The sequence below is a fragment of the Bradyrhizobium sp. F1.13.3 genome, from assembly GCF_040548265.1.
Lineage (GTDB): Bacteria > Pseudomonadota > Alphaproteobacteria > Rhizobiales > Xanthobacteraceae > Bradyrhizobium.
The window spans coordinates 295,553-319,591 of sequence record NZ_JBEPRI010000004.1 but is presented as its reverse complement, the minus strand read 5'-3'; the positions used below and the strand labels follow the sequence as shown (position 1 = coordinate 319,591).

20 protein-coding genes and 2 pseudogenes are annotated in these 24,039 nt (G+C 64.6%); 11 read left to right on the top strand and 11 right to left on the bottom strand.

The features are described from left to right. Positions 1–12 precede the first annotated feature (12 nt). Positions 13–1,134, top strand: a complete 1,122-nt coding sequence (locus ABIB66_RS13845; protein ID WP_354203834.1) for an HD-GYP domain-containing protein — start codon at positions 13–15, stop codon at positions 1,132–1,134. A 363-nt stretch (positions 1,135–1,497) separates the two neighbouring features. Here the strand turns inward: ABIB66_RS13845 and ABIB66_RS13840 are convergent, their stop codons facing one another. Then, positions 1,498–2,175: a nitroreductase gene (locus ABIB66_RS13840; protein ID WP_354203836.1), complete on the bottom strand. Its 678-nt coding sequence runs from the start codon at positions 2,173–2,175 to the stop codon at positions 1,498–1,500. Between the two features lie 128 nt (positions 2,176–2,303). Here ABIB66_RS13840 and ABIB66_RS13835 point away from each other — a divergent pair, with 128 nt between their 5' ends. Beyond that, a complete protein-coding gene (locus ABIB66_RS13835; protein WP_354254977.1) occupies positions 2,304–3,266 on the top strand; it encodes an alpha/beta hydrolase in 963 nt (320 codons plus the stop codon). Between the two features lie 40 nt (positions 3,267–3,306). Here ABIB66_RS13835 and ABIB66_RS13830 read toward each other — a convergent pair whose 3' ends face one another. After that, positions 3,307–3,678 (bottom strand): nuclear transport factor 2 family protein, encoded by a 372-nt coding sequence (locus ABIB66_RS13830; protein ID WP_354203838.1) that lies wholly within the window; start codon positions 3,676–3,678, stop codon positions 3,307–3,309. A gap of 101 nt (positions 3,679–3,779) precedes the next feature. Here ABIB66_RS13830 and ABIB66_RS13825 point away from each other — a divergent pair, with 101 nt between their 5' ends. Further along, positions 3,780–4,343: a TetR/AcrR family transcriptional regulator gene (locus tag ABIB66_RS13825; protein ID WP_275171828.1), complete on the top strand. Its 564-nt coding sequence runs from the start codon at positions 3,780–3,782 to the stop codon at positions 4,341–4,343. A gap of 15 nt (positions 4,344–4,358) precedes the next feature. Here the strand turns inward: ABIB66_RS13825 and ABIB66_RS13820 are convergent. Continuing rightward, a pseudogene (locus ABIB66_RS13820) lies at positions 4,359–4,829 on the bottom strand (cupin domain-containing protein). 204 nt (positions 4,830–5,033) lie between these two features. Between ABIB66_RS13820 and ABIB66_RS13815 the strand changes: the two are divergent. Continuing rightward, positions 5,034–5,282 carry a hypothetical protein gene (locus ABIB66_RS13815; RefSeq protein WP_354203841.1) on the top strand — a complete coding sequence of 83 codons (249 nt, stop codon included), beginning with the start codon at positions 5,034–5,036 and terminating at the stop codon, positions 5,280–5,282. 259 nt (positions 5,283–5,541) lie between these two features. Beyond that, on the top strand, positions 5,542–6,594 hold the full coding sequence (locus tag ABIB66_RS13810; RefSeq protein ID WP_354254947.1) for a type II asparaginase: 1,053 nt from the start codon (positions 5,542–5,544) through the stop codon (positions 6,592–6,594). Between the two features lie 129 nt (positions 6,595–6,723). Here ABIB66_RS13810 and ABIB66_RS13805 read toward each other — a convergent pair. From ABIB66_RS13805 to ABIB66_RS13795, 3 genes and pseudogenes are all read right to left on the bottom strand, one after another. Beyond that, positions 6,724–7,604: pseudogene (locus tag ABIB66_RS13805) on the bottom strand (MBL fold metallo-hydrolase). 72 nt (positions 7,605–7,676) lie between these two features. Beyond that, positions 7,677–9,299, bottom strand: a complete 1,623-nt coding sequence (locus ABIB66_RS13800; RefSeq protein WP_354254946.1) for an ABC-F family ATP-binding cassette domain-containing protein — start codon at positions 9,297–9,299, stop codon at positions 7,677–7,679. A gap of 123 nt (positions 9,300–9,422) precedes the next feature. Then, positions 9,423–11,030: a multicopper oxidase family protein gene (locus tag ABIB66_RS13795; protein ID WP_354203849.1), complete on the bottom strand. Its 1,608-nt coding sequence runs from the start codon at positions 11,028–11,030 to the stop codon at positions 9,423–9,425. Between the two features lie 236 nt (positions 11,031–11,266). On the opposite strand from ABIB66_RS13795, the gene ABIB66_RS13790 reads away from it, so the two are divergent. From ABIB66_RS13790 to ABIB66_RS13780, 3 genes are read left to right on the top strand one after another with little or no spacing between them, the layout of a single operon-like run. Next, on the top strand, positions 11,267–14,038 hold the full coding sequence (locus ABIB66_RS13790) for a xanthine dehydrogenase family protein molybdopterin-binding subunit (protein ID WP_354203851.1): 2,772 nt from the start codon (positions 11,267–11,269) through the stop codon (positions 14,036–14,038). Next, positions 14,035–14,559, top strand: a complete 525-nt coding sequence (locus tag ABIB66_RS13785) for a (2Fe-2S)-binding protein (protein WP_354203853.1) — start codon at positions 14,035–14,037, stop codon at positions 14,557–14,559. The genes ABIB66_RS13790 and ABIB66_RS13785 overlap by 4 nt, the downstream gene beginning before the upstream one ends. Positions 14,560–14,567: 8 nt before the next feature. Next, positions 14,568–15,185, top strand: coding sequence for an Isoquinoline 1-oxidoreductase subunit (locus ABIB66_RS13780; protein WP_354204549.1), 618 nt, complete (start codon positions 14,568–14,570; stop codon positions 15,183–15,185). 120 nt (positions 15,186–15,305) lie between these two features. Here the strand turns inward: ABIB66_RS13780 and ABIB66_RS13775 are convergent, their stop codons facing one another. Continuing rightward, the gene (locus ABIB66_RS13775) at positions 15,306–18,401 is read right to left on the bottom strand and encodes an autotransporter domain-containing protein (protein WP_354254945.1); all 3,096 of its coding nucleotides are present in this window, start codon (positions 18,399–18,401) and stop codon (positions 15,306–15,308) included. A gap of 371 nt (positions 18,402–18,772) precedes the next feature. Between ABIB66_RS13775 and ABIB66_RS13770 the strand changes: the two genes are divergently transcribed. Together ABIB66_RS13770 and ABIB66_RS13765 are read left to right on the top strand one after the other, a co-directional pair. After that, positions 18,773–19,570, top strand: coding sequence for a helix-turn-helix transcriptional regulator (locus ABIB66_RS13770; RefSeq protein WP_275167137.1), 798 nt, complete (start codon positions 18,773–18,775; stop codon positions 19,568–19,570). A gap of 68 nt (positions 19,571–19,638) precedes the next feature. Continuing rightward, entirely contained in the window at positions 19,639–19,989 is a 351-nt protein-coding gene (locus ABIB66_RS13765; protein WP_354203858.1) for a hypothetical protein, read from the top strand. A 114-nt stretch (positions 19,990–20,103) separates the two neighbouring features. Here the strand turns inward: ABIB66_RS13765 and ABIB66_RS13760 are convergent, their stop codons facing one another. Continuing rightward, positions 20,104–20,808, bottom strand: coding sequence for a GrlR family regulatory protein (locus tag ABIB66_RS13760; RefSeq protein WP_275167139.1), 705 nt, complete (start codon positions 20,806–20,808; stop codon positions 20,104–20,106). A gap of 330 nt (positions 20,809–21,138) precedes the next feature. Here ABIB66_RS13760 and ABIB66_RS13755 point away from each other — a divergent pair, with 330 nt between their 5' ends. After that, complete coding sequence (locus tag ABIB66_RS13755; protein ID WP_275167140.1) at positions 21,139–21,597, top strand: hypothetical protein; 459 nt, start codon at positions 21,139–21,141, stop codon at positions 21,595–21,597. A gap of 64 nt (positions 21,598–21,661) precedes the next feature. Here the strand turns inward: ABIB66_RS13755 and ABIB66_RS13750 are convergent, their stop codons facing one another. Genes ABIB66_RS13750 through ABIB66_RS13740 form a run of 3 tightly spaced genes read right to left on the bottom strand, consistent with a single transcriptional unit; the run spans position 21,662 to position 23,919 of the window. Next, positions 21,662–22,483, bottom strand: a complete 822-nt coding sequence (locus ABIB66_RS13750) for a tetratricopeptide repeat protein (protein ID WP_275167141.1) — start codon at positions 22,481–22,483, stop codon at positions 21,662–21,664. Between the two features lie 32 nt (positions 22,484–22,515). Further along, positions 22,516–23,199 carry a substrate-binding domain-containing protein gene (locus ABIB66_RS13745; RefSeq protein ID WP_354203860.1) on the bottom strand — a complete coding sequence of 228 codons (684 nt, stop codon included), beginning with the start codon at positions 23,197–23,199 and terminating at the stop codon, positions 22,516–22,518. Positions 23,200–23,217: 18 nt separating this feature from the next. Further along, positions 23,218–23,919 (bottom strand): GrlR family regulatory protein, encoded by a 702-nt coding sequence (locus tag ABIB66_RS13740; protein WP_354203862.1) that lies wholly within the window; start codon positions 23,917–23,919, stop codon positions 23,218–23,220. Positions 23,920–24,039: the final 120 nt, after the last annotated feature.

Genomic DNA, 24,039 nt, shown 5'->3' with positions numbered 1-24,039 from the left:
TTCAGGTCAACCGTGCAGAACGCGCAAATTATATCCCGCCCCGTCAAAGGCGACGGCGGCATCCGAGAGAAGGAAGCGGCACGCCCGTGCGTGCATGTGCTGGCTGATTCCTCAGACAAATTATCGAGCGTCTGTTCGATTCTCGAGCAGCAGTTTGCCGTCTCAGGCGAACGGCTCGACGCGGAAGCCAAGCTGTCCCAGATGCCGTTCGCGATCGTCATCCGTGCGGAATTGCGTGACGTCCGCACCATTGCGGCCATCAAGAAACGAGCCGTAAAGCTCGCGAAGGCAACGAAGCGCATCTTCCTGGTCGAGCACTCCTCTCACATGAGTATTTCGCAGGCCTACGCGCTCGGGGCCACGCTCGTCCTTCCCGGAACGATCGACAAGATCAAGCTGCTGGCAGCGCTGGCGGAGCCCGCCGAAGTGGCGTCTGCTTTCTCAGGTCACGCGGCGCAGCCGGACGATGCAGTCGAGACCGCGGCGACCGCGATCGCATCGATGTTCACCTCGGTGACATCGGGCCAGCCGATCGACGTCAACGGCGCCAGAGAAGCCGGCCGCCAAATCGCCGATCGCATCAGCCAGCATGGCCTGTCGGAATGGCTCACGACGGTGCGGCGCCATCACGAGGGGACCTATCAGCATTGTCTCCTCGTCACCGGCGTCACCATCGACTTCGGCCTGAGCCTCGGCGTCGGCAGGCCCGATCTGGAGCGCCTGTATACGGCGGCCATGTTCCACGACATCGGCAAGGCCCGGATCCCTCTTGCCATCCTCGACAAGCCCGGCCGTCTCGATCCGGAGGAACGTGCGATGATCGAGACTCACCCGGCAGCGGGCTACGATTTTCTGAAAGACCACGATGATATCTCGCCGGAGATCCTCGATGCCGTGCGGCATCATCACGAATATCTCGACGGCAGCGGCTATCCGGATGCGCTCGGGGCCGAGAGCATTGGCGACATCGTGCGGATTCTCACGATCTCGGACATCTTCGCGGCCCTGATAGAGTATCGGCACTACAAGCCGACGCTGCCACGCGGCGAGGCCTATGACATCCTATGCGGGATGAGCGGAAAGTTGGAGAAGGCACTGCTGATCGCGTTCAGGCAGGTCGCGCTCACGCGATAAGCGCGTCACACCCGTCTCGACTCCAGTCTAGTGCGCGGCGCGATGTCTGGTGCGGCGCGGAACGGACCGGCAGGCGAGCCCGTTGGCCAGCAGCTTCATGTCCTCATGCCGGCCGCTACGGATCAGCCGGCCGAACTCTTCGGGGGTGAAAGGAAGACTTGGATCATCATCGATCGGACGCCGCACTCGCGGGCCGAAGAACCGTCGAACCAGGCTAGCGAGCCGCCGCATGTCAATTCCCTCGCGCCAGCATCAAACCTTTCAGTCCGCACATTGTTCCTCCCGCACGATCGAGATTGCAAGAGGCCGCCAAGCGGTCCGCACCAAAAATTTCAGGCGAGAGAATAATCTCCTCTGCCTGCACTACTCCGCGAATCCGACGTAGCGCACGAAATCGTCGTTGCCCTCACGATCGGAACGCACGGCGTTCGCGGCAAAGTTGTCGTCGGGATAGCCCATCGCGACGCAGGTCATGATCACCTCGTCCTCCGGAATGTTCGCGACCTCGCGCACGATGTCGGAACGCATGATGCCCTGCCCGTTGATCACCGAACCGAGACCACGGTCCCAGGCCGCGAGCACGATGCCGTAGCAGAGCGCGCCCAGATCGAAATGGCAGACCGCGCCGGGATCGAGCACGCGGTCATAGGTCAAGACCAGCGAGACCGGCGCGTCGAACTGGCGGAAGCCGCGCAGCACCCAGTCCTGCCGCATCGGCTTGTCGTCGCGCGCGATTCCCATCGCGCCGAACAGTTTCTTGGCGACGTCGACTTGCCGCGTGCGGTGCACGCCCTGATATTCGCCATGGCTGACGATGTCGCGCTTGACCTTGGCGCCGCCGACCATTTCCTCCATGTTGCGGCGGCGCAGCTGTTCCAGCGGTCCGCCTGTGAGCACGTGGACATGCCAGGGCTGGGTGTTCATCGACGACGGCGCACGTTTGGCGCTGTCGATGATCGCCTCGATCACCGCGCGCGGCACCGGCTCGTTCTTGAAGCCACGCACGCTGCGGCGCGACTGGACCAGCGTTTCGAATTCCACCTCAAGACCTCCCTGCCCGTTCATTCCCGGCATTGCCACATGCGAGCGGTTGCCGATGCGGCGCGCAAAATCTATGCTAACCCTCAACCAAGACCAAGAACCCTGTGAGGATCCCCATGAAAGCCAAGATGGCCGCACCGCTCGATCCCGTCATCGCCCAGATCATTCCGCTGCTGCCGATGCGCGATCACACGACGATGACGCCACAGAGCGCCCGCGATTCCTTGCGCGCACTGGCTGCCTCGCGCGCGGCCATACCGCCGCCGCCGGTCGACATCGTCTCGGATATCAAGGTGAAAGGCGGCGCCGGCCCGCTCGATGCACGTGTCTACCGGATCGGCACCACGCCGGCGCCGACCGTGGTGTTCTTCCATGGCGGCGGCTGGGTCGCGGGCGACCTCGAGACCCACGACCGGCAGGCACGCAACCTTGCGATCGAGACCGGCGCGGTCGTCGTCTCCGTCGACTATCGCCGCCCGCCCGAAACGCGCTTTCCCGGTGCGTTCGAGGACGCCTTTGCCGCGGTCAGCGACGTGTTTGGCCGCGTTGCGGAATTTGGCGGCGATGCAAAACGTCTCGGCGTTGCCGGCGACAGCGCCGGCGGCAATCTCGCAGCCACCACCGCGATCGCCTGCCGCGACGCCGGCATCAAGCTCGCGGCGCAACTCCTGGTCTACCCCGTGACCGACGTCCTCGGGAGTTATGCGGACGCGCGCGAGAACGCACGCTTTCCCTCGCGCGCCGAGAATGCCGAAGGCTACTTTCTCTCACGCGCGGTGATGGAGTGGTTCTGCGGCCATTATCTCGCCGATCCCTCGCACGCCACCGACTGGCGCGTTTCACCGCTGCGCGCGAAGTCGCTTGCCGGCGTCGCGCCCGCGATCGTCACCACCGCCTGGTTCGATCCCCTGCGCGACGAAGGTGCCGCCTATGCACGCGCGCTGGAAGCCGCCGGTGTGCCGGTGAAGCATCATGAGGGCCCCGGCCTGATCCACGGCTATTTCGGCCTCGGCGACGCCTCCGAGGTGGCGCGGGCCGAAGCGCGGCGTGCACGGGCGGACTTCAAGGCGCTTCTCGCGCGGGGCGTATGATGTCGGGAGCGGCAGGGTCGACCGCCGCGCCGGCCAGCGGTCAGACCTTGGCAGCGGGCACCTCGAAGAAACCCGTCGCCTGAACGAGCCGGCCGTCGTCGCCGAAGCGGCCGAAGCTCTCGCCCGTGACGAACACGTCACCGGCGCCGTCATACATTGTCCAGCGAAAAAGCCCCTGATCATGGTGCTCGAGGAAGCTGTCATTCCTGAAATGCGCGCCAGGAAACTTGAGCTGGGTTTGACCAATGCGCGCCATCAAGGCGTCACGTCCCTCAATCTGCGAGCCCGGATCGGTATACACGCAGTCCGCGGCAACGCTTTGCTCGAGCAGCCGACGCCGCTCGTCCTCATCGATGGGTCCCCACGCCGCCTGATAGGTGTTCCAGGTCTTCAATCGCGCTTCATCGTTCATCTCGCAGAACCTCTCATGGCCTCATGCAGCTTTCTGCAAATTGACAATTATCGTTATTTTGTCAATATGGCCGACGTTCAGTTCCGACCCTCGTGAGGCTCATGGCTCGTTCCGGCATTTCGAAAGAAGAGCTCGCCGTCGGGGCTGCGACGGAAGTCTTCTCCCGCTACGGCCATGCCCGCACGACGATGGGCGACATCGCCGCCAAGGCGGGAATGTCGCGGCCGGCGCTCTATTTGCTCTTCCCCGACAAGGATGCCGTGTTCGCGGCGGTGATCCAGCGAATGGACGAGCAGAAGCATCGGGAGATCAGGGCCGCCATCGCGCGCCTCGACGGCCTTCACGCCAAGCTGCTCCATGCCTGTAAATCCTGGGGATCGCATGGCTTCGACCTGATCGAGGCGCATCCCGATTCGGCAGATCTGTTCGACCTCCGTTTCCCCGCGGTTCGGAAGGTCTACGACAACTTCCAGTGTTTGGTCGCCGACCTCATCCGCGATCAGGTGAAGGCCGCTGGGATAGCGGACGAGCCGGAAGTGCTGGCGCGATGCCTGGTGTTCGGCATGCGGGGGCTGCGCGAAACCGCCCGAAGCGGCAAGGAGATGCGGCGGCTGATCGCCGTTCAGGTCACCGTGCTCGTCAGAAGCATCGATGACGGCCGTTGAGCTGCGAAGAGCCGCCTATCGGGCGCTCCGCGCCCGTTGCGCGTCGGTGTGCCCCCACGTCTGGTCCCAATCCTGACCGGCGGCATCGACGACGCGGCCGTCGGCTTCGAAGAACTTGTTCGGCACCTGGAAGATCGCCAGGATCAGGGCGCCCTCCGGGCACTAGGCAGCATGCCGGCTGCCCGCCTCGCGCCAGATGAATTCGCCGGCCTTGCAGGCGATGCCGCTGGCCGGTCCCTCGTTGTCGACGAGAGCGCCCTCGATGACATAACTCTGCTCGACGCCGACATGCTCGTGATCGGGCAGCACCGATCCCGGCGCAAAGCGCATCAAGGCCGTCATCAGACCGCTGCTGCGATCGAACAGCAGCGTCTTGGCCTCGCAGCCGGGAAAGCGCGTCTTTTGCCATTCCATCTCTTGCGGCCGAACCAGGTGAGAATGCCGGTCGGAAGCGGCATTCGGCATGTTCGCAATCAGGGTCTCCATCACAATGCTCCCTCCGGCTAAACTCGCCCGAAGCTAGCAGGATTGCCCGGCCCGGTCAGCGAGCAGTGCAGCAGGCGGTGGGCCCTGTCGCACCCGCGCTCGGAAAATCGCTGGGAAGACCGGACGGCAGGCGCTCATCCAGCTTGATTGCGCCACGATTCCCGGCTCCAATCCGCGCGCCATTTCTGGTTTAGGGAGACAATTATGATGAAGCGGATTTTCCTGGCTGCGATCGTTGCCACGTTTGCAGCGGGTTCGGCCTTCGCGGACGACACCTGCGAAAGCAGGGCCGTCGGCAAGGACGGCAAGGCCCTGGCGGGTGCCGCGAAGACCTCGTTCATGAAGAAGTGCAAAGCCGACGCCTGCGCGCCCAAGGCCGTCAGCGCCGAGGGCAAGCCGCTCGCCGGTGCCGCAAAGAACAGTTTTATGAAGAAGTGCGAGATGGGCGCGTAAGGCGTCGCGAATTCGCTGCATCTTTAGCGGGCAATCGCCAAACGAACACTGTCATGGCCGGGGCTTGTCCCGGCCATTCGCGTTTGTGCTTCCAATGCCGGCGTCCAGACCAAATCATCCGAAAGTCGCCACCCTAGACAGGAGCTCTCGACTGACCGATCATGCGGTGCTGAGCGAAGCGGGGCGCATCGACAGGGCTTTCTAGGAAAGGGACGTCAAGAGGTGGCAACCTCGAGTGCGTCATCACTTCATCGCGGCAATGAGCTTGCTCTTCGCGCTGCTCATCGGACTTGAAGCCGCGAACGCGCGGGGCCCGGGACTGCCCAACGTCATGGTGCTCGCAACCGGCGGCACGATCGCCGGCAGCGGGGCGAGCAGCACCACCGTGGTCGGCTACACCGCAGCCACGGTGGGCATCGAGACCCTCCTGAATGCCGTCCCCGAACTGAAAACGGTGGCCAACGTCAAGGGCGAGCAGGTTTTCCAGATCGCCAGCGAGAACATGAACAATGACTACTGGCTCAAGCTCGCAAAGCGCGTCAACACGCTGCTCGCGCAGGACGACGTCGATGGCATCGTGATCACGCACGGGACCGATACGATCGAGGAAACCAGCTATTTCCTCGACCTCGTCGTCAAGAGCAAGAAACCGGTCGTCGTCGTCGGCGCGATGCGGCCGTCGACAGCGATCAGCGCGGATGGGCCGATCAACCTCTTCAACGCGGTGATCCTCGCAGGCAGTGACGAGGCCGTCGGCAAGGGCGTGCTCGTTGCTCTCAACGATCAGATCAACGCGGCTCGCGATGTCACCAAGAACAACACCTCGACGGCAGACACCTTCCGGACACCGGAACTTGGCTTTCTCGGCTACATGCAGGGCAACAAGCCGTACTTCTATCGTCAATCGACGCGCCGGCACACGGCAGACTCCGAATTCGACGTCTCTGGCCTCGATGTCCTGCCGCAAGTCGACATCGTCTACGGCTACGCCAACATGAACCGGGTCGCGATCGACGCCTTTGTCGCCGCCGGAGCCAAGGGGATCGTGCATGCCGGCGTGGGGGACGGCAGCCTGGCTCGGCCCGCGGTCGAGCCGGCCCTCGACGAAGCCCGCAAGAAGGGTGTCGTGATCGTGCGCAGCAGCCGTGTCGGCAACGGCATCGTCGCGCGCAACGGCGAGGCCAAGGACGACGAACACGACTTCGTCGTCTCGGATACGCTCAATCCCCAAAAAGCGCGCATTCTGCTGATGCTGGCGCTGACCAAGACGACCGACACGAAAGAAATCCAGCGGATGTTCTTCAGTTACTAGACCGTCCGACGTGCGGTCCCTCCACGAACTCGTCATGCCCGGGCTTGTCCCGGGCATCTACGTTCTCGTTTCCGCGTAGAAGGTCGTGGATGGCCGGGACGAGCCCGGCCATGACGGCGAGGCGGTCGCCTACTCCCGCTTGAAATGGTAGTCAAAGGCGGCGCCGAGCGGCTTGATCAGCCCGACGGTCGGCGTTGGAAAATGAATCGGCAGGATCAGCGTGTCGGTATCGGCGACGGAAGCAAAAAACTTTCGCCGCGACACCGCCGACTGCTTCGCATCCCAATCCGGCTTGGCCGACCAGTCCGGCTCGCGGCACTGAATCTGGTGGTGCATGAGGTCGCCGGCGACCACCGCGCGGCGCCCCTTCGAGAAGATGTTCACGCAGCAATGACAGGGCGAATGCCCCGGCGTCGGCGTCAGCGTGACGGTGTCGTCGAGCGCGTAGTCGTCATCGACCAACAGCGCTTGGCCTGCCTCGACGATCGGCAGGCAATTGTCGCGGAACACGGTGCCGGGCGGGTTGCTGCCCTTGGCATGCTCGGCCTCCCAGGCCGCATATTCACCCTTGTGGAAGACGTATTTCGCATTCGGAAACGTCGGCACCCAACGGCCGTCGCGCAAGGTCGTATTCCAGCCGGTATGGTCGATATGAAGATGCGTGCAGAAGACGTAGTCGATTTGGTCGAAGCCGATGCCGAGCGCGAACAGCTCGCTGCGCCAGCGCGCCTTGCCCGGAAAATCGAACGGCGGCGGATGGCCCTTGTCCTCGCCGGTGCAGGTGTCGACCAGAATGGTGTAGCGCGGCGTGCGCACAACGAACGTCTGATAGGTGATCACCATCATGCCGCGCCGTGCGCTGCGTCGAACACCTCCGGCTCCATCGTCGGCAGATGGCGCTTGAACACGCCCTCGTCATAGGCCGGGAAAAAATCCTGCGGCCGCCGCCACGGCCCTTCCCGCTCGATCACTGCATCGATGGTGATGTCGCCGATGCGCAGCTGCTTCATGATTGTTTCGCTCCCGCCTTTTTAAGCAGCGTAGCGAGCGGCAGCAACGCGTCAAGGCGGCGTAGCGGAATGCTAGCTCCGCAACCCCGGCGCTTCGTGCCCTGTGCGCGCGACATATTCGGTGTAGCCGCCGCCGAACTGGTGGATGCCCTCGGGCGTCAGCTCCAGCACGCGGTTCGACAGGACGCTGAGAAAATGCCGGTCATGCGAGACGAACAGCATGGTGCCCTCGAAATCCGACAGCGCCGTGATCAGCATCTCCTTGGTGGCGAGGTCGAGATGGTTGGTCGGCTCGTCCAGCACCAGAAAGTTCGGCGGATCGAACAGCATCTTCGCCATCACCAGGCGCGCCTTCTCGCCGCCCGACAGTACGCGGCAGCGCTTCTCGACGTCGTCGCCGGAGAAGCCGAAGCAGCCGGCGAGCGCGCGCAACGAACCCTGCCCCGCGGTCGGAAACGCGTATTCGAGTGACTCGAACACCGTCTGCTCGCCGTCGAGCAAATCCATCGCATGCTGGGCGAAATAGCCCATCTTGACACTGCCGCCGACCGCCACCGTGCCCTCGTCCGGCTCGCTCGCACCCGCGACGAGCTTGAGCAGTGTCGATTTGCCGGCGCCGTTGACGCCCATCACGCACCAGCGCTCCCTGCGGCGGATCATGAAATCGAGCCCGTCATAGATGCGCTTGCTGCCGTAGCCCTTGAACACCTTTTTGAACGCAACGACGTCCTCGCCGGAGCGCGGCGCCGGCGGGAAGTCGAATGCCACGGTCTGGCGGCGGCGCGGCGGCTCGACCCGCTCGATCTTGTCGAGCTTCTTCACCCGGCTCTGCACCTGCGCTGCATGAGAGGCGCGCGCCTTGAACCGCTCGATGAACTTGATCTCCTTGGCGAGCATCGCCTGCTGGCGCTCGAACTGTGCCTGTTGCTGCTTCTCGCTCAGCGCCCGCTGCTGCTCGTAGAACTCGTAATTGCCGGCGTAGGTGGTGAGCGATCCTGAATCGATCTCGACCACTTTCGAGATCACGCGGTTGATGAACTCGCGATCGTGCGAGGTCATCAGCAGCGTGCCTTCGTAATCGTGCAAGAACTTCTCCAGCCAGATCAGGCTTTCGAGATCGAGATGGTTGCTGGGCTCGTCGAGCAGCATGACGTCCGGGCGCATCAGGAGGATGCGGGCGAGCGCCACGCGCATCTTCCAGCCGCCGGAGAGCTTGCCGACGTCGCCGTCCATCATCTCCTGGCTGAAGCCGAGGCCGGACAGCGCCTCGCGCGCGCGGCCGTCGAGCGCGTAGCCGTCGAGCTCTTCGAAGGCGTGCTGCACCTCGCCATAACGCGCGATGATCTCGTCCATCTGGTCGGCCTTATCAGGATCGGCCATCGCCGTCTCGAGCTCGTGCAGCTCAGCCGCGACCGCACTCACCGGCCCCGCCCCGTCCATGACCTCGGCCACGGCGCTGCGGCCGGCCATCTCGCCGACGTCCTGGTTGAAATAGCCGATGGTGATGCCGCGATCGGTCGAGACCTGCCCCTCATCGGGCAGTTCCTCGCCGGCGATCATCCGGAAGAGCGTGGTCTTGCCGGCGCCGTTCGGGCCGACGAGCCCGATCTTCTCGCCCTTGTTGAGGGCGGCGGACGCTTCGATGAACAGGATCTGGTGGCCGGCTTGCTTGCTGACGTTGTCGAGGCGGATCATGGGGTCTTTTTGGGGGAATTGTTGCGTTGCAGCGTCAATAGGCCATGCGGGCCGTCAGGGGAAGCCCGGCCGGACCCGGATCAGCCCTGCCCGCCGCCAAATTCCCGCAATTCGACCCGCAGCTTACGGCTTATAGACCTCCACGGTCTGCATCATGCCCATCTCCTCATGGTTCATCATGTGGCAGTGGAGCATGTAGACACCGGTGAAATCGATGAAGCGCGAGCGGAACACGACCACCCCGCCCTTGCGCTCCACGATCACGGAATCCCGCCATTCCGGCACCGCCAGCGCCTTGCCATTGGCCGAGATCACCTGGAACGGGTTGGTATGGATGTGGAACACGTGGTCATCATGCTCATGCGTGTTGACGATGGTCCACTCCTCGACCGCGCCCAACTTGACCCGCTGATCGATGCGGCTGGGGTCGAACTTCTTGCCGTCGACGAAGAACTGGAATTCCTGCCAATGGCCGGCCGCATCGGCCTCTGGCGCGGTGGCCGACAGCACCACCTTGCGGCGGTTGGTGATCTCGGAATCCTTGATGGCCGCGAGCGGCGCCGGCGGCAGGGTGCGCGGCAGCTTCATGTCCATCGGCGCGCCTGAGACCACGACCCGGGCCAGCGGTCCCACCGGCGACGGATGCCCCTGGTCGTAGGGCGCGGCATTGAAGGCGTAGGTGCCGGGGGCGCCTGCCTTCACCAGAATGTCGGCGCGCTGCCCAGGCGCGATCAGGACCTGCTTGAGCGGCTGCATGGCGCCGAGCTGGATGCCGTCATAGGCGATCGCATGCAGATCGTGCTTTTCCAGGTCGAGCAGCATGTCGTCCTGATAGGCGGCATTGAGGATGCGCCAGCGCTGCACTTCGCCTGGCCGCATCTCGATCATCGGCCGGCGCTGGCCGTTGATGGCGAGAAAGCGCGTGGCAGTCTCGGGAAACAGCGTCTCGAAATTCTCGACCATGCCGTTGGCATCGTAGACCACCTGGGTGAGCACCATGAGCCGTTCGCGAGCCGTAGCGATCTCGGGAATTTCGGCGAAATCGCCCTCGATGATGACGGCGCCGACCATGCCGGAGGACATCTGGATGTCGGCGCTGCCGTGGTGATGCGGGTGATACCAGTAGGTGCCCCTGGTGTGATCGGCCGGCAGGGTGATTTCGATGTTGTAGCTGCGGCCCGGCGCCATCGACCGCATGACGTTGTCGGAAATCCCGCTCGGGCTGGTATGCGCGCCGTGGAAATGGAAATTGGTGTTGTTGAACTGGTGCGGATGGCTGATGTCGGCCGGCAATCCATCGCGGTTCGGCGGCAAATCGTTGATCATCTTGATGCGCAGGGTTTCGCCGGGCTTCATGCGCAGGGTCGGTCCGGGGCTGCCGCCTTCATAGGATCTGACATAGAGCCTGACGCCGCCGATCTGGCGATAGGCATAGCCGACGCGCAACGTCGTGCTCAGCACGCCATTGACGGACCGCCGCACCTCGGGCTCGACCAGCGCTTGGTCCATGGCAGGAACGGGCGTTTCAGCGACCATCCCCATGCTCGGCGACATGTCCGCGGTGTGGGACGTGCCCGCATGGTCGTGCATGGCGTGCTGGGCATTTGCGGCACCTGCGAACAGCGACAACGCGCCGGCTTTGAGACCGCAATCCAGCAATTGGCGGCGCGACAATGTCGTCGTACCCATCGCCCTGGTGACTGAAGACGCACCGTTCGGATCCTGCTGCATTTGAATTGCGCCCCCCTGTTGCCGGACCGTCTTCCGTTCGATTCGATTCTAAAGCAAGCACGAAACCACAATTCGATCTGCGAGCGCACGACATTCAGCGGTTGTAAACCTTCTCACCCGTTCTATCGTCGCATGATGCATCGTGACGGATTCGCGCTGGCGCGCGCCTATGCCCTTCGGACATCGCATGCTGACGGCATCCCGATGTTCTCGAAATTCTGTACAAGGATATGATCATGGGGACTTCGCGACGCGAGTTCGTGAAGTGGTTGTCGGCGGGAGGCATCTCGGTCAGCCTGTCACATCTGGCGTCCGCGGCCGGTGTGCCCTTCGCAGCGCACGAGACGCTGCCTGGACGCGGCAAGTTCAATCCCGCGACAACGGGCGCCGGCCGTGTCGACGGCGTCGCCAAGGTCACCGGCGCAAAACTTTACGCCTCCGACTTCCGCGCCAACGATCTCCCCGGCTGGCCGCAGGCCACCTCGCACGCCATCCTGGTCCGCGCCAACGACGCCACGCATGTCTATACCGGGCTGGACCTCGCCCGCCTCGGCGGCGCGCTCAAGCCGTCGGTGGTGGTGACTGCCGCCGATCTCGACCGGATCGGGACACAGGTGCCGGAATTCTATGCGGGCGACCTGTTGTGTCCGATCGGCAAGACGCCGCTTTATCTGGGACAGCCGGTCGCGCTTTTGATCTTCGAGAAGTTCGACGCCTTCGACCAGGCGCGTCTGGCGCTGCGCGACGGCACGTTCGTCCAGTTCGGCGAGGAGACCGGGCCCGTCGTCGTCCCCGATTACGGGGCCTTCCGCTTCACCCGCGTGGCCGGTCCCTCACCTGACAAACCGGATGTCTATTCGCCGCTCCAGGCCGGCTGGGTCTCGCCCAAGAAGGTCCAGAGCGCGGCGCTGCCGGTGTGGTCGCCGCTCGCGAAGGACATGCCGGCGGATTACGCCAAGGCGGCGAAATATGGCGAGCAGATCCGCGGCGAGCTTGCCGCGGATGACGCCTCGATGCTGGTGCTCGACCGCGAGTTCGAGACGCAATCGGTCGACCCGATGTTCCTGGAGCCGGAATGCGGGCTCGCCTGGTACGACGGCAAGGGCGGCAATCTCGAACTGCTGCTCGGCGTCCAGTCGCCTTACGAGGCGGCGGAGTCGATCGCGCATCTGCTCGGCAAGGCCCGCGCGCCCTACAAGCCGGCGCACATCAACGCGCAGTTCGCCCATGTCGGCGGGGGCTTTGGTGGTCGCGATCACACGCCTTTTATTCTCTATGTTGCGCTTGCGGCGGTCTGCTTTCCTGGCAAGCCGGTGCGGCTGGCGCATGACCGCTACCAGCAGTTTCAGGCTGGCATCAAACGCCACGCGATCAAGATGCGCTCGCGCATCGGCATCGATCGCGCGACCGGCAAGATCAAGGGGTTCGCCGCCGATCACGTGCTCGACGGCGGCGGGCTCGCCCATTTCTCGGCCAGCGTCGCCGTCGTCGCAGCCACCGGTGCAATCGGCATCTACGACATTCCGAAGGTCGACGTCAGGACCGTCGCGGTGCACTCGCGCGGTGTGAGCGCGGGCTCAATGCGCGGCTACGGCATCCTGCAAGCCATGACGGCGCTGGAGGTCCTGATCGACGAAGCCGCGTCCGAGCTCAAACGCGATCCGATCGAATTCCGGCGGCGCAACGCGCTGCCGCAAAACGGCCGGACCATGACGGGCAATCCCTACATCGTCTCGGTGCGCACGCCCGAAATCCTCGACAAGCTCGAGAAGCACCCGATCTGGCAGCAGCGGGCGCAGTTCAAACAGACCTCATCGGATCGACTGGTCGGCACCGGCGTCGCCTGCGTGACGAAAGACTATGGCTCCGGCGCGGACGGCTCGCTCGGACGCGTGGAGCTTGGACCTGACGGCAAGATCGTCATCTATTGCGATCATGTCGAAATGGGCAACGGCATCGGGACGGCGCTGGCCAACCGGGTCGCCGGTCATCTCGGCGCCATCGCCGACGAGGTCTCGGTCGCCCGCGTCGACAGCTATGACGTGCTCGGGCTGGTCACATCAGGCGATCCCTCCACCATGGACCAGAAGACCCAGGATGCCGCGGAGAAAAATCCGCGCTGGGTGCCCGCGATCAGCTCGCCGACAAGCTCCTCGATCGGCGCGCATGTCGGCACGCATTCCGCCGCGGAAGCCGCCCGCGTGATTTTCCGCTTCGGCCTGTGGCCGGCGGCGCTCGAGCTGTGGCGCATCGCAAAGACTGATCCGCGCGCGCGGCAATGGGCCAGCGCAAGTTGGCAGAATGGCCAGCTCACAATGCCCGGCCTCGAACCGCTCGCCCTTCCCGTGCTCGCGGCAACAGCTCACGCGCGCGGCTTCGTCACCGGTGCGGTCGCGCACAGCTTCTCGCGCTGGGCGTGGTCGCGGGCACGCTTTCCGCTGTCCGGCGAGCAATACCGCGCCGACATCGACGCGCTGGCGATCCGCAAAGGCAACGGCAAGTTCGAGCGGATCAACCGCACCAGCGTCAAGTTTCCGCCGACCGACAACAACCGGATCGGCACCGCCTACACCTCGATGTGCGGCACGGTCGTTCGCGTCGAGATCGAGCGCGCAACCGGGAGCTTGCGCATCGCCAAGGCCTATAGTGTGCTCGAATGCGGCACCGCGCTCGTGCCCGAGGTGGTGATGGGCCAGGCCCAGGGCGGCTTCGCCATGGGCGTCGGCTACGCGCTGCTCGAAACCCTGCCCCCGTTCGAGGGCGGGCCGGGCAACGGCGAATGGAATCTCGGGCGCTATCTGGTCGCACGCGGCTCTGACCTGCCGCTCCGCGATCTCGAGATCGAGATGCTGAAGCCGCAAACGGCAGACGAAGCACCGAAGGGCATGGCGGAGGTCGTGATGATCCCGATCGTGCCGGCGCTGATCAACGCCATCCACGACGCCACCGGCCATCGCTTCCGCGCGCTGCCGGTCACCGCAAGCCTATTGAAGGGAGTGCTCGCGTGACGACCCTCAGCCTCACCATCAACGGCCAGAAGCACGGCCCGATGGACGTCCGCGAAGATCTCTCGATGAACGATTTTCTGCGCGAGATGCTGGGCATGACCGGCACCAAGTTCGGCTGCGGCGCCGCGCAATGCCTGAGCTGCGCCGTCATCATCGATGCGCCCGACGGCACCAGCACCACCAGCCCGACCTGCGTCGCGCCCGCCGTGAATTTCGACGGAAAGTCGATCCGCACCGTCGAGGGGCACGCGAGGGACGGCGAGCTCTCGACCCTGCAAAAGGCCTTCATCGCGCATTTCGCCTTTCAGTGCGGCTATTGCACCGCCGGCTTCCTCAATGAGGGCCAGGTCTTGCTGGAGCGCCTGTCGCGGACACCGGTCGCGCGCGAGGCGCTGGAGCAGACCATCGCGGATGCGCTCGACGGCCATCTCTGTCGCTGCACCGGCTACATCAAATATCACGAGGCGGTGCGCGACGTGATCCTCGCCGACTCGAAGCGCTACCTCATGGCCACCAAGTGACACGCATCATGATCTTCGACGTGCGGTTCAAGATGATTGCCGTGGTCGCCGCCCTCGCCGGCAGTCTCAGTGCGGGCTACGCGGCGTCGGAGACGGCAGGCTACGCCCTCGCCTCACCCGAGAGCTTTGCTTCGATCGGCGACACAGACAAGCGTTCGGCCGCAATCTTCACCGAGCTCGGCAAGGTGCTGACGCATCCGCGCTGCACCAATTGTCATCCGGCCGGCGACAGGCCGCACCAGGGCGACAATGCCCGCCTGCATCAGCCGCCGGTCACGCGCGGCGCTGACGGCCACGGGCTCGAGGCGATGCGCTGCAACACCTGTCACCAGAAGGCCAATTTCGAGCCCGGCCGCATGCCCGGCCATCCCGAATGGCATCTCGCCCCGCGCGAGATGGCCTGGGAGGGCAAGACCGTCGGCGAGATCTGCGAGCAGATCAGGGATCCCGCGCGCAATGGCGGGCGCAAGGTGGAAGACCTGATCGACCATATCGGCAAGGACACCCTCGTCGGCTGGGCCTGGAAGCCCGGCTTCGGCCGCACGCCCGCCCCGGGCACGCAAGAGCAGGCCGGCGCGCTGGTCGAGGCCTGGGTGAAGACCGGAGCGGCGTGTCCGGCGCCGTGACGACGTCGAAGTGGTCCGGTCCGCGAACGGCGTTCAATCAAACTTGTCTTCCACGCCGAGCGTCATCATGTCATGGCGCGGCTTGATCGTTTCCGACGGCACCGCTGCCACCCGAGGAGTTCACCACACATATCGCACCACGCCCTTGCCGGCGTAGCTGCGCGTCACGTTGGAGAACTCGCCGTCGAAAGTCGCGGCGGTCGACCAGCCGTTCATCCATTTGGTTTCGGCGGATGCGGTGAGAAGCGCGGAATCGCTAGCCTGCGGGGCGCCGTTGACGAATAAGCTGGCGCCCGGCAGCGTCTGGAACGTCGCACCGATGCCGCGGTCGGAACTGAAGTCATGCGCCCAGGCCACGCGGCCGCGCAGCGTCAGCATCGCGCTCTGCATGGCGAAGGATTTGTCGGCGCGCACGCCGAGTTCGCTGCGGGTGTCGGTCACGCTCTTCGCCGTATAAGCGAGCGTAAAGGTGTTGTTGCCCGAGATGACACCTTCCGCATAGGCCGGCAGTTCGAACGTGGTGAACTGGCCCGCCCCGTAGGGCGTGAAGCCAATTCCGCCGATCAGGGGCGCCACGAAGCGGTAGCCGCCCTCGACGCGGCCCGACCAGGCATTGGCGTTGAACTGCGCGCGCAGCCGATCGATGCCGGCGACGGTAACGGTGCGATCGGTGGTGACGTCCTGCCAGCCATAGGCGAGCGCGCCGGAGACATAGGCGGCGTCGATAGTGTGCCGAACGAACGCGCCGGCCTGGAACAGGTCGGAACGCCCGGTGCCGTTATTGGCGACGCTGAAACTGGTGCCGCCGCCGGCCAGCGAGAAGCCGGCGATGGTAAACGGCGAGAAGCGATAGTCGGCGCCAACAGCTGTGCCATAGACCTGCGACGTCGCCGCATTGGAGCCGGTCACGTTGTTGCCATCCGTCGTTTGCGAGCCGCCGAAGCCGGCCGCCCATACGCTCCAGCGCTGCTGGAATGGCACCGCAGCTGGCGCCTTGGTGTAAATCGCCGCCAGCGCATCGCTCGGATTGCGTTTCTTCGCGGCATGCGCCAGCGCTTCCGCGTCGGCGTAACCTGGCGCCGTGCCGGGCGTGTTCGCGCCTTCGTCCCTCCCGGCAATGAACGGGTCGGTCATGACGCCCATGAACTGGTTCATCGCGTTGAACGTGGATTGCTGCGATCCCGTTCCGGTCTCGCCGGCCGCCTGCGAGAGCCCCTTCGGCGACATGTTTGCGAACACTGCGGGAATGCCGCCGGTGGTGTTGAAGAACTTCGTCAGCGCGTCGCCGACCGCCTGCTGATTGGGGTTGAGGCCGCCTGGAATGGCGAAACTCAGCACCATGTCCAGGTAGACGTTGTTGGCATCGTAGCTCAACGTCGAAGAAAAGTTCGATGGCGCACCGGAAGTAATCACGCCACCGAAGGTACCGCCGACGCCACCGGTCGCGGTGAGGATGGTGTACTTCTTCTGCACATAGGTCCCGGGCGCAAAGCTGGCGCCCACCGCAGCGCCGCCAAGCGTCGCTGTACCGTTGACGACCGCAAAAGAGGCGGTCGTGGGGTCGATTTGGACCAGATATTGCGCGGCCGCCTGGAACGCGAGATTGCCTGTTATCGCCATCGACGAACCTGGCGTGCCGTTGCCAGGCGCAAAGATGCCGGAGATCGTGCTGTTGGCGCCGGTCACTGTGCCGGCGCCTTGCAAAACGGCGAATGTCTGGTTGAAGCCGTTCAAATCCAGCGTCGCGCCGCCCGCGACCGAAAACTGGTCGCTGGTCCCGAACGCGGCGGCATGTCCGGCGCGCAGCGTTCCGCCGTCTACTATCGTTGCGCCGCTATAGGTGCTGGCCGCCGAGAGCACCAGCGTGCCGACGCCGTTCTTGTTCAGTCCCCAGGTTCCGGCGTCGACACCCGTGCCGCCAGAACCGGTCTGGTCGGCGATGCCGTCCGAAAGCGTTTGCGTCGCACCGCCGCCGGGCTGGAAGTTGAGGATGCCGTTGCCTTGAAGGAAGATGCCGGCTCCGAAGGCAGAACCGCCACTACCCGCCGTGCCATTGTCCACGCCGCCAAAACCGTTGCCGCCGGCGCCGCCGACTCCCCCGGCGACGCTGCCGCCGTTGACGTTGAACGCGCCGGCGATCGTTAGCGAGCCGCCCTCCTGAACGAACAGCGCGCCGCCCAATCCGGCACCGCCGCCTCCGCCGCCGCCTCCGCCACTCCCACCGTTCGCCGCGATGCTGCTGCCGTTTCCGGCGCCGCCACCGCCAAATCCTCTACTCCCGCCCGTTCCGGCCACCTCACCCAAGTGGTCGGCCCCGCCGCCGCCGCCGCCGCCGCCGCCAACGCCACCAGCGCCTCCCTGATGGCCCGCTATCGAGTGCCCCCCTGCGCCGCCGCCGCCAAATCCCCCTGTGCCGCCTCTGTCGTCCGCAGCGCTATGACCGCCGCCGCCGCCGAATCCGCCTTGGCCATTGCTGAATATAGGACTTCCACCGATCCCGCCGGCGCCTCCATCGCCGGCACCTCCGCCGTTAATGCCACCGGGGGAACCGCCGAAACCTTGTCCGCCACTTGCCGCGCCCACGACAATGCCCGCTCCACCTCCGACCCCTGTGTCGCCATCGGCGCCGCGTCCGACACCGCCACCGGCCCCACCCCCTGCATTGCCGCCGAGACCGCCGCCTCCGCCGCCGGCCGTTCCTGCGCCCGGCACGCCGTGACCGCCGACAGCGCCGGCGCCGCCCGTTGCGTTGTTGCCCGAAAGAACGACGTTGCTCACGGTCACATGGCCGCCGCTCGCCACGAAAAGCGCGCCGCCGGCACCGAGTCCGCCAGCGCCGCCCCCGCTACCGAATCCAATGGTGCCCCCATTGCCGCCGAGCGCCTGGGTGTTCTGGATCGTCAGATTGTTGACGGCGACAGTGCCTGCGTAGACAAAGAACCCGCGCTGCACACCACCGCCGTCCAGCCTGAAGCCGCCGCCATTCACCGTGACGTTGCTGGTGGTGTTGAAGGCGCTCAGCGTGTCGGCCGCTGCGCCAGTCAGCGTTATGTTGTTCTGGAAATTGATGACATAACTCGCGCTGGCATTGCTGTCGGCCTGCGCGATCGCCGCCGACAGGCCGGCGCTGTCGGACACATTGATGACCGTCTGGGCGTGCGCACAGGTGCAACCGATCAGGGCATAAGCCGTGCCGCTCAGGAGAGCTGATCGCATTAGAAGCTCGCGGCGCTGTCGACGGGCAGGCAGATTCTTCACTTCATTGCTCCACCGCCGGCACCTTGGCCGGTGGAAGCTGCGAGTGCCGGAATAGCGCCTGAGAGGACGAAGAAAGGGTCGGGCCATCGCCTGTCCGTCCGGCCTTCGCCGGGCCATCTAAGCCGGGCGCGCCCGTCGTCGTACGCATCGCTGATCTCCCAATGTCGCTACGCTGAGAGAATCCGTCTTCCCAGTCACGCCGCCGAATATCGCGCCGCTGGATAGGTCTGAGAACTACCTAGAAAGGTGGTTCGCCGTGCTTTATGTATGCCCGCGCAGGTCGGCGACCTCTGAGGTCGGAGAAACTCTGCACGCGCACTGGGAATGACATGCTTCTCTCCACGGATCCCATCGATCCGCAAAATCAAGAAATCTATGCGCTCTGGGATCAGTTGGCCGACTTCTCGGTTGCCGATGGTGATGCGGCGCTGACCCACCTGATGTCCGCACTGCGAACCATGTTGTCGGCACGCAATGTGCTGTGGGGCGTGGTCGTGCGATTGCCTTCGCCGAAGCGGGCCGATCCCCTGCTCGGCTGGCGTCCGCGCTTCGTCAGGGTGCTGGACCCGATCCCCGCGGTCGCGGCATCCGTGCAGAAGCAGTACGATACGCTCTGGTCCGACGACGTCGACCTGTCGCAGATCCTGTCAATGTCGGGCGATGAGCCGTTCCGCGTCCGCCTGCTGTTCGAAACGCTGCCGCCGGAATGGTTCGAGGGCAAGCACTATCGGCGGCACTATCTGGATGTCGGCTTCGCCGACAGCATTTCCGTGCGCATTGCGCTCAATGACGATTTGAGGATTCGCCTGTTCGTATTTCGTGATGCGCAGCAACCCCGCTTTACGGCACAGGACGGCCAGCGTCTGGGCTTCGTGATGCGCGCCTTGAGATGGTTTCACCGTCAACAATTGCTCAGCCACGGACTGCTCATCGCCAACGCGCCCCTCACACCCGCTGAACGCCGGGTGCTGCTCGGACTGCTCGCCGGGGACACGGAAAAGCAGATCGCACAGAAGCTCGACCAAAGTCCGAACACCACGCATTTCCACGTCAAGTCGATCTACGCCAAGTTCGCTGTGCGCAGTCGCCAGTCGCTCGCCGCGCTGTGGCTCGGCAGGCTGCGATAATGGGCGAGCAAATGTATTGCTGCTCGATTGTTTCGCCGTAGGATGGGAGCACAAGCTGGAGGGGTGAAATGACTTCTTTTCGAAGGTTGGTGATGGGGATTGTCGAAGCAATGGCGGTGCTCTCGATACTTTTCGGCACGATTGTCGGAGGACTTTATGGTGCAGCGTCTGGAGCGGTTTGGTCGAGCATTTTCGGAATTTCTCCCAACGTTGACATCCGGTTGCAAGGCATGGGCCAGGTAGCGACTACTGGAGTCGTGTTAGGGGTTATCATTGGCGCTATTCTAGGATTTGTTGTCTCGTCAACATTTGGAGGCACCGTCTTCTTTTTTGCCCAAATTGAACGGAACACCCGTAGTCCATTGGAAAGAGAACGCTCTGAAGAGCCGACACAGTATCGGATCGCCCCGCGCTTCTAAGCATCCGCTGACGACTCAATGTCGTAGTTGGGTCACTTGCCGATATCGGCCCAAGTCGCACGTCAGGCCTGCTCTACCTTCGCAAGCGGACACCCAGAATTCTAAGCAACCGCCCTACGCCCGCCGCATCAGCTTGAGCGAGGCCGCCAGCCGCAGGCTGCGCTTGCCGGCAAGTGCGATGCCTTCGAGCTCACCGCTGTCGGCGGTGCAGGTTCCGGAGAAGCCGATCCCGACCTCGTTGCCGCCGAACACGGGGTTCTCGCCTTTCGCCGGCGTGTGCTCCTGGTTGAGCATCTCGCCCTTCCAGCGGCCGTCCGCCGAGGAATAGGAGCCGAGGTAGTAGAAGAACGCATCTCCGCCCAGGATGCGGCCGTCCATCAGCAGCATGACGCCGGAGAGCCCGGCATCGACGCCGTCGAGCGCGCGCAGATGGATCGCATAGAGCCCGTTCACGACCCCGCCCGGACCAACCGTCCCCTGCGGCGGCAACCCCTCGTCATCGAGCCGCGTGAGATTGGCCCAGAAGCCGGCGCCCGGCATCGTGTCCGCGCTGCCCGCAAGACGGATCTGGTTGCCGACGAGCCGGCCGCGTGCGCCGATCGAGGCGACGTCAGCCCCCATCAGCGGCTGGTAGTTGGGATCGTCGTTATGCCGTTCGGTGATGACTTCGGCGATGATCTCGCCGTCGCGCTCGAAATAGCTTCCGAGATGCGCGAAGGCCGAATTGCCGCCCAGCAGCTTGCCCTCATGCATGCACATGATGCTGCGGCCGAAGGCATCGTTGACGCCGTATTCAACCTTGTAGAGCCCGTCCAGCAACGCAAGTGACCCGCAAAATCAGAAGGAAAGCACGCGCTACCTAGCACCGCCATCGCATCAAGGCCATCGCGCTTTTTCGCGCAGGGCCATTCGCGAAGCCACACCCTGCAATGATGCCATCATGCGCCTGTTTTGCCCGACGGCGCAACCGATTTCGGCATTTCCGTAGGTGGCGATTTCAACAGCATTGCAGAGCTGTGATTTCAACTACTTGGCTACTGTGCATGGGGTTGTTTTTCGACTTTTTGTTTTGGCCGGGTCGCGAACGGCCCTTATGCACTGACCAAAGCCGGCTTCGAACCCGCCGGCTGAGGCGCACGACAAAGCAGCATGGATCAAATGGAGCCATCAGCCGAGGCGCAGATCGCAACCCTCATCGCAAGCGCGGCGAAGCTGCCGCTGCTCGATGCCGCGTTCGAGCTCTGGCTCCGACGCTATCAGCTGGACTCGATCGAGGGGCGCCCGACCGCCGCAGAGGTCCGCGTCAACCGCACCCTCACGCCGGAGCGGAGCAGCGCGAAGTACCGCCGGGATCGCGACCACGCCCATAAGGGACCGACGTTCGGTTATGTGAAGCGTGCTCATCCCGGCGCCGATGACACTGCGATCAGGCGGGCCATCATCACCGCCGTCAGGTTCGAGGACGCGACCTTCACGCATTTCAGCTGGGACGGCGATTTCTGGGACTGCGTCGTCCGCGCGGTGGCAATGGCCTCCGCGCACTATCCGGATTTTCTCGAGACGAGCTATCGCGACGCCCGCAACAACGTCGCCTACTCCTACAAGTGAAGCTAGAGCATGATCCGGAAAAGTGCGCGGCGGTTTTATAAACCTAAAGCGCGTTCATCGCGCTTTAGAAGCACAGCGTGGTGACGAGCTTGCCCTGCTTGTCCTTGATCGCATAGGGACAGCGCAGCCGCTCCAGCGCCTGCTTGGCATCCTCATCGCCGAGCGCCGCGGCGCGCTCGTAATAGGATTTCGCGGCGTCCTTGTCCTTTGGCCCGCCGCGGCCTTCCTGCGCGAAGGCGCCCATCCGCTCCAGCGCGCCGGGATGGTTTTGCGCCGCCGCCTTCTCGAACAGCGCGCGCGCCGCGGCGTCGTCCTTTGCCCCGCCCGTGCCTTCGGAGAGCATCATGCCGAGCTGATACTGCGCCTCCGCATTGGTCTCGGCGGCCTTGCCGAGCAACGCGCGCGCCTGTGCTGGATCGGCCGGCGCGGCACCGCCGGTGCCGCCGAGCGCGGCGAGATTGCTGATGCCGCGGGGATTGCCGGCCTGTGCCGCCTTCTCGAACAGTTTGCGCGCCTGCGCTTCATCTCTGGCGACGCCGGAGCCGGTGCCGTAGGCCACACCGAGCTCGACCATCGCCGCACTCGATCCCTTGTCGGCGGCCTTGCGCCAGGCAGCCATCGCTTCCGCCGTCTGCCGGTTGGCCGCATAGGCGCGGCCGAGCGCGAACATCGCGCGCCGCGATGATGGCGCAGCCTGCTTGCAGAACTTGATGGCGGTCGCAACGTCGGAGGCCGCAATCTCCGTCACGCCCCTCATATCGGCCGGCTTGTCGGGATCGCTGGGATCGGCGGCGACGCGGTCGCATAGGACGAGATCGGCCGATTGCGCATGCGCCGATAACGGTGCCGCTAGCGTGAGAAGGATGGCAACGAGGAAAGTTCGCATGGACACCAGGTTGCTTCGCAGTCCCGGCAAATTCAAGGCTCGAGTCCCGATTGGCGCAGCACCGGGACGACCTCGGGCGATGCCAGATAGCGCAGCAGCCGATCCGCGGCGTCGGCGTGCTCGGCGCTTGTCATCCTGCCGGCGGAGAACACAGCCGGCGTTTGCAGATCGTGCGAAATCGGGCCGACCAGCTCGATGCCTTCGACCTGCTTCAGCTCGCTGATCTGCTGCACGGCGAGGTCAGCCTCGCCGCTCACGAGCCGCTCCGCGGTAAAGCCCTGCTCGACGATGGTGGCTTTGGCGTTGATCTCCGCCGCGATCCCCATCTGCGCGATCAACCGGGCGAAATAGACCCCGCTCGCGCCCAGCCGCGAATAGGCCACGGACCGCGCCGCGAGCAGCGTGTTGCGCAGTGCGGATTCCGTGGCGATGTCGGGATGTGCTTGCCCTGCCCGCACCGCGACGCCGACGAAGGAGCGCGCGAGATCGGCCGCGCTCCCTGCGACGACGCGGCCCTCGCCTATCATCTCGTCGAGGCCTTCGCGGGTGAGGATGACGAGATCGGCGGCCTCGCCGTCGCGCAACCGCTTGAGCAGTGCCAACGTTGGCGCGAAATCGGCGTCGATGTGGACGCCGGTCGCGGTCTCGTAGGCGGAGGACAGGCTGCGCATCGCGCCCATCAGGCCGAGCGTCGAAAGCATGCGAATCTTTTCCATCAGCAATTCCCGTGGCGATCAGGCGCGGTGCATCAGCTTGAGCGCGGCGGTCAGGCGCAGGCTGCGCTTGCCGGCGAGCGCCGTTGCCTCCAGCACTGCCTGCTCGGCATCATAAGTGCCGGAGAAGCCGATGCCGACCTCGTGGCCGCCGAAGATCGGATCGTCCTTGGCCGGCGTGTGCTCCTGATTGAGGATCTGGCCCTTCCAGCGCCCGTTGGCGGCGGTGTAGCTGCCGAGATAATAGAACGATGCATCGCCGCCGAGGATGCGGCCCTTGTTGAGCAGCATCACGCCGGTGAGACCGCCGTCGACGCCATCGAGCATGCGCAGATGCGCCGAGTAGAGCCCGTCGGCGATGCCGGCCTCGCCGACGCCGCCGGCGATCGGCATCTCGTCCTCGGTGATCGGCGTCATCAACGATTGAAAGGGTACGCCGGGCAGCTCCTTGAGCTCGCCCTTGAAGCGATAGAGATCGCCGTCGGCCCATCCCTTGGCGAGCAGGGTCGCATCGTCCGTGCCCGCCATGGCGCGATAGTTCGGATCGGGGTTGTGGCGGACGGTGTCGATCACGACATCGACGCCTCCTTCGGTCTTCGTGTAGGTGCCGATATGGGCGAAGGCCGAATTGCCGCCGAGCATCTTGCCGTTGCCGGCATGCATCACGCTTCGGCCGACCGTGTCGCCGAGCTGAAATCTCACCTTGTAGAAGCCTTCAAACACCAGCCGTCCCCGGCCTTGCGCGCACCCAGACGCACTCTATCCCGCTTTCGGCGGCGAAGGACAAGTTTTCCGCCATGAGGTCCGAGGAGTCTCCGCAACGGCTGTCATCAGAATGAAAAA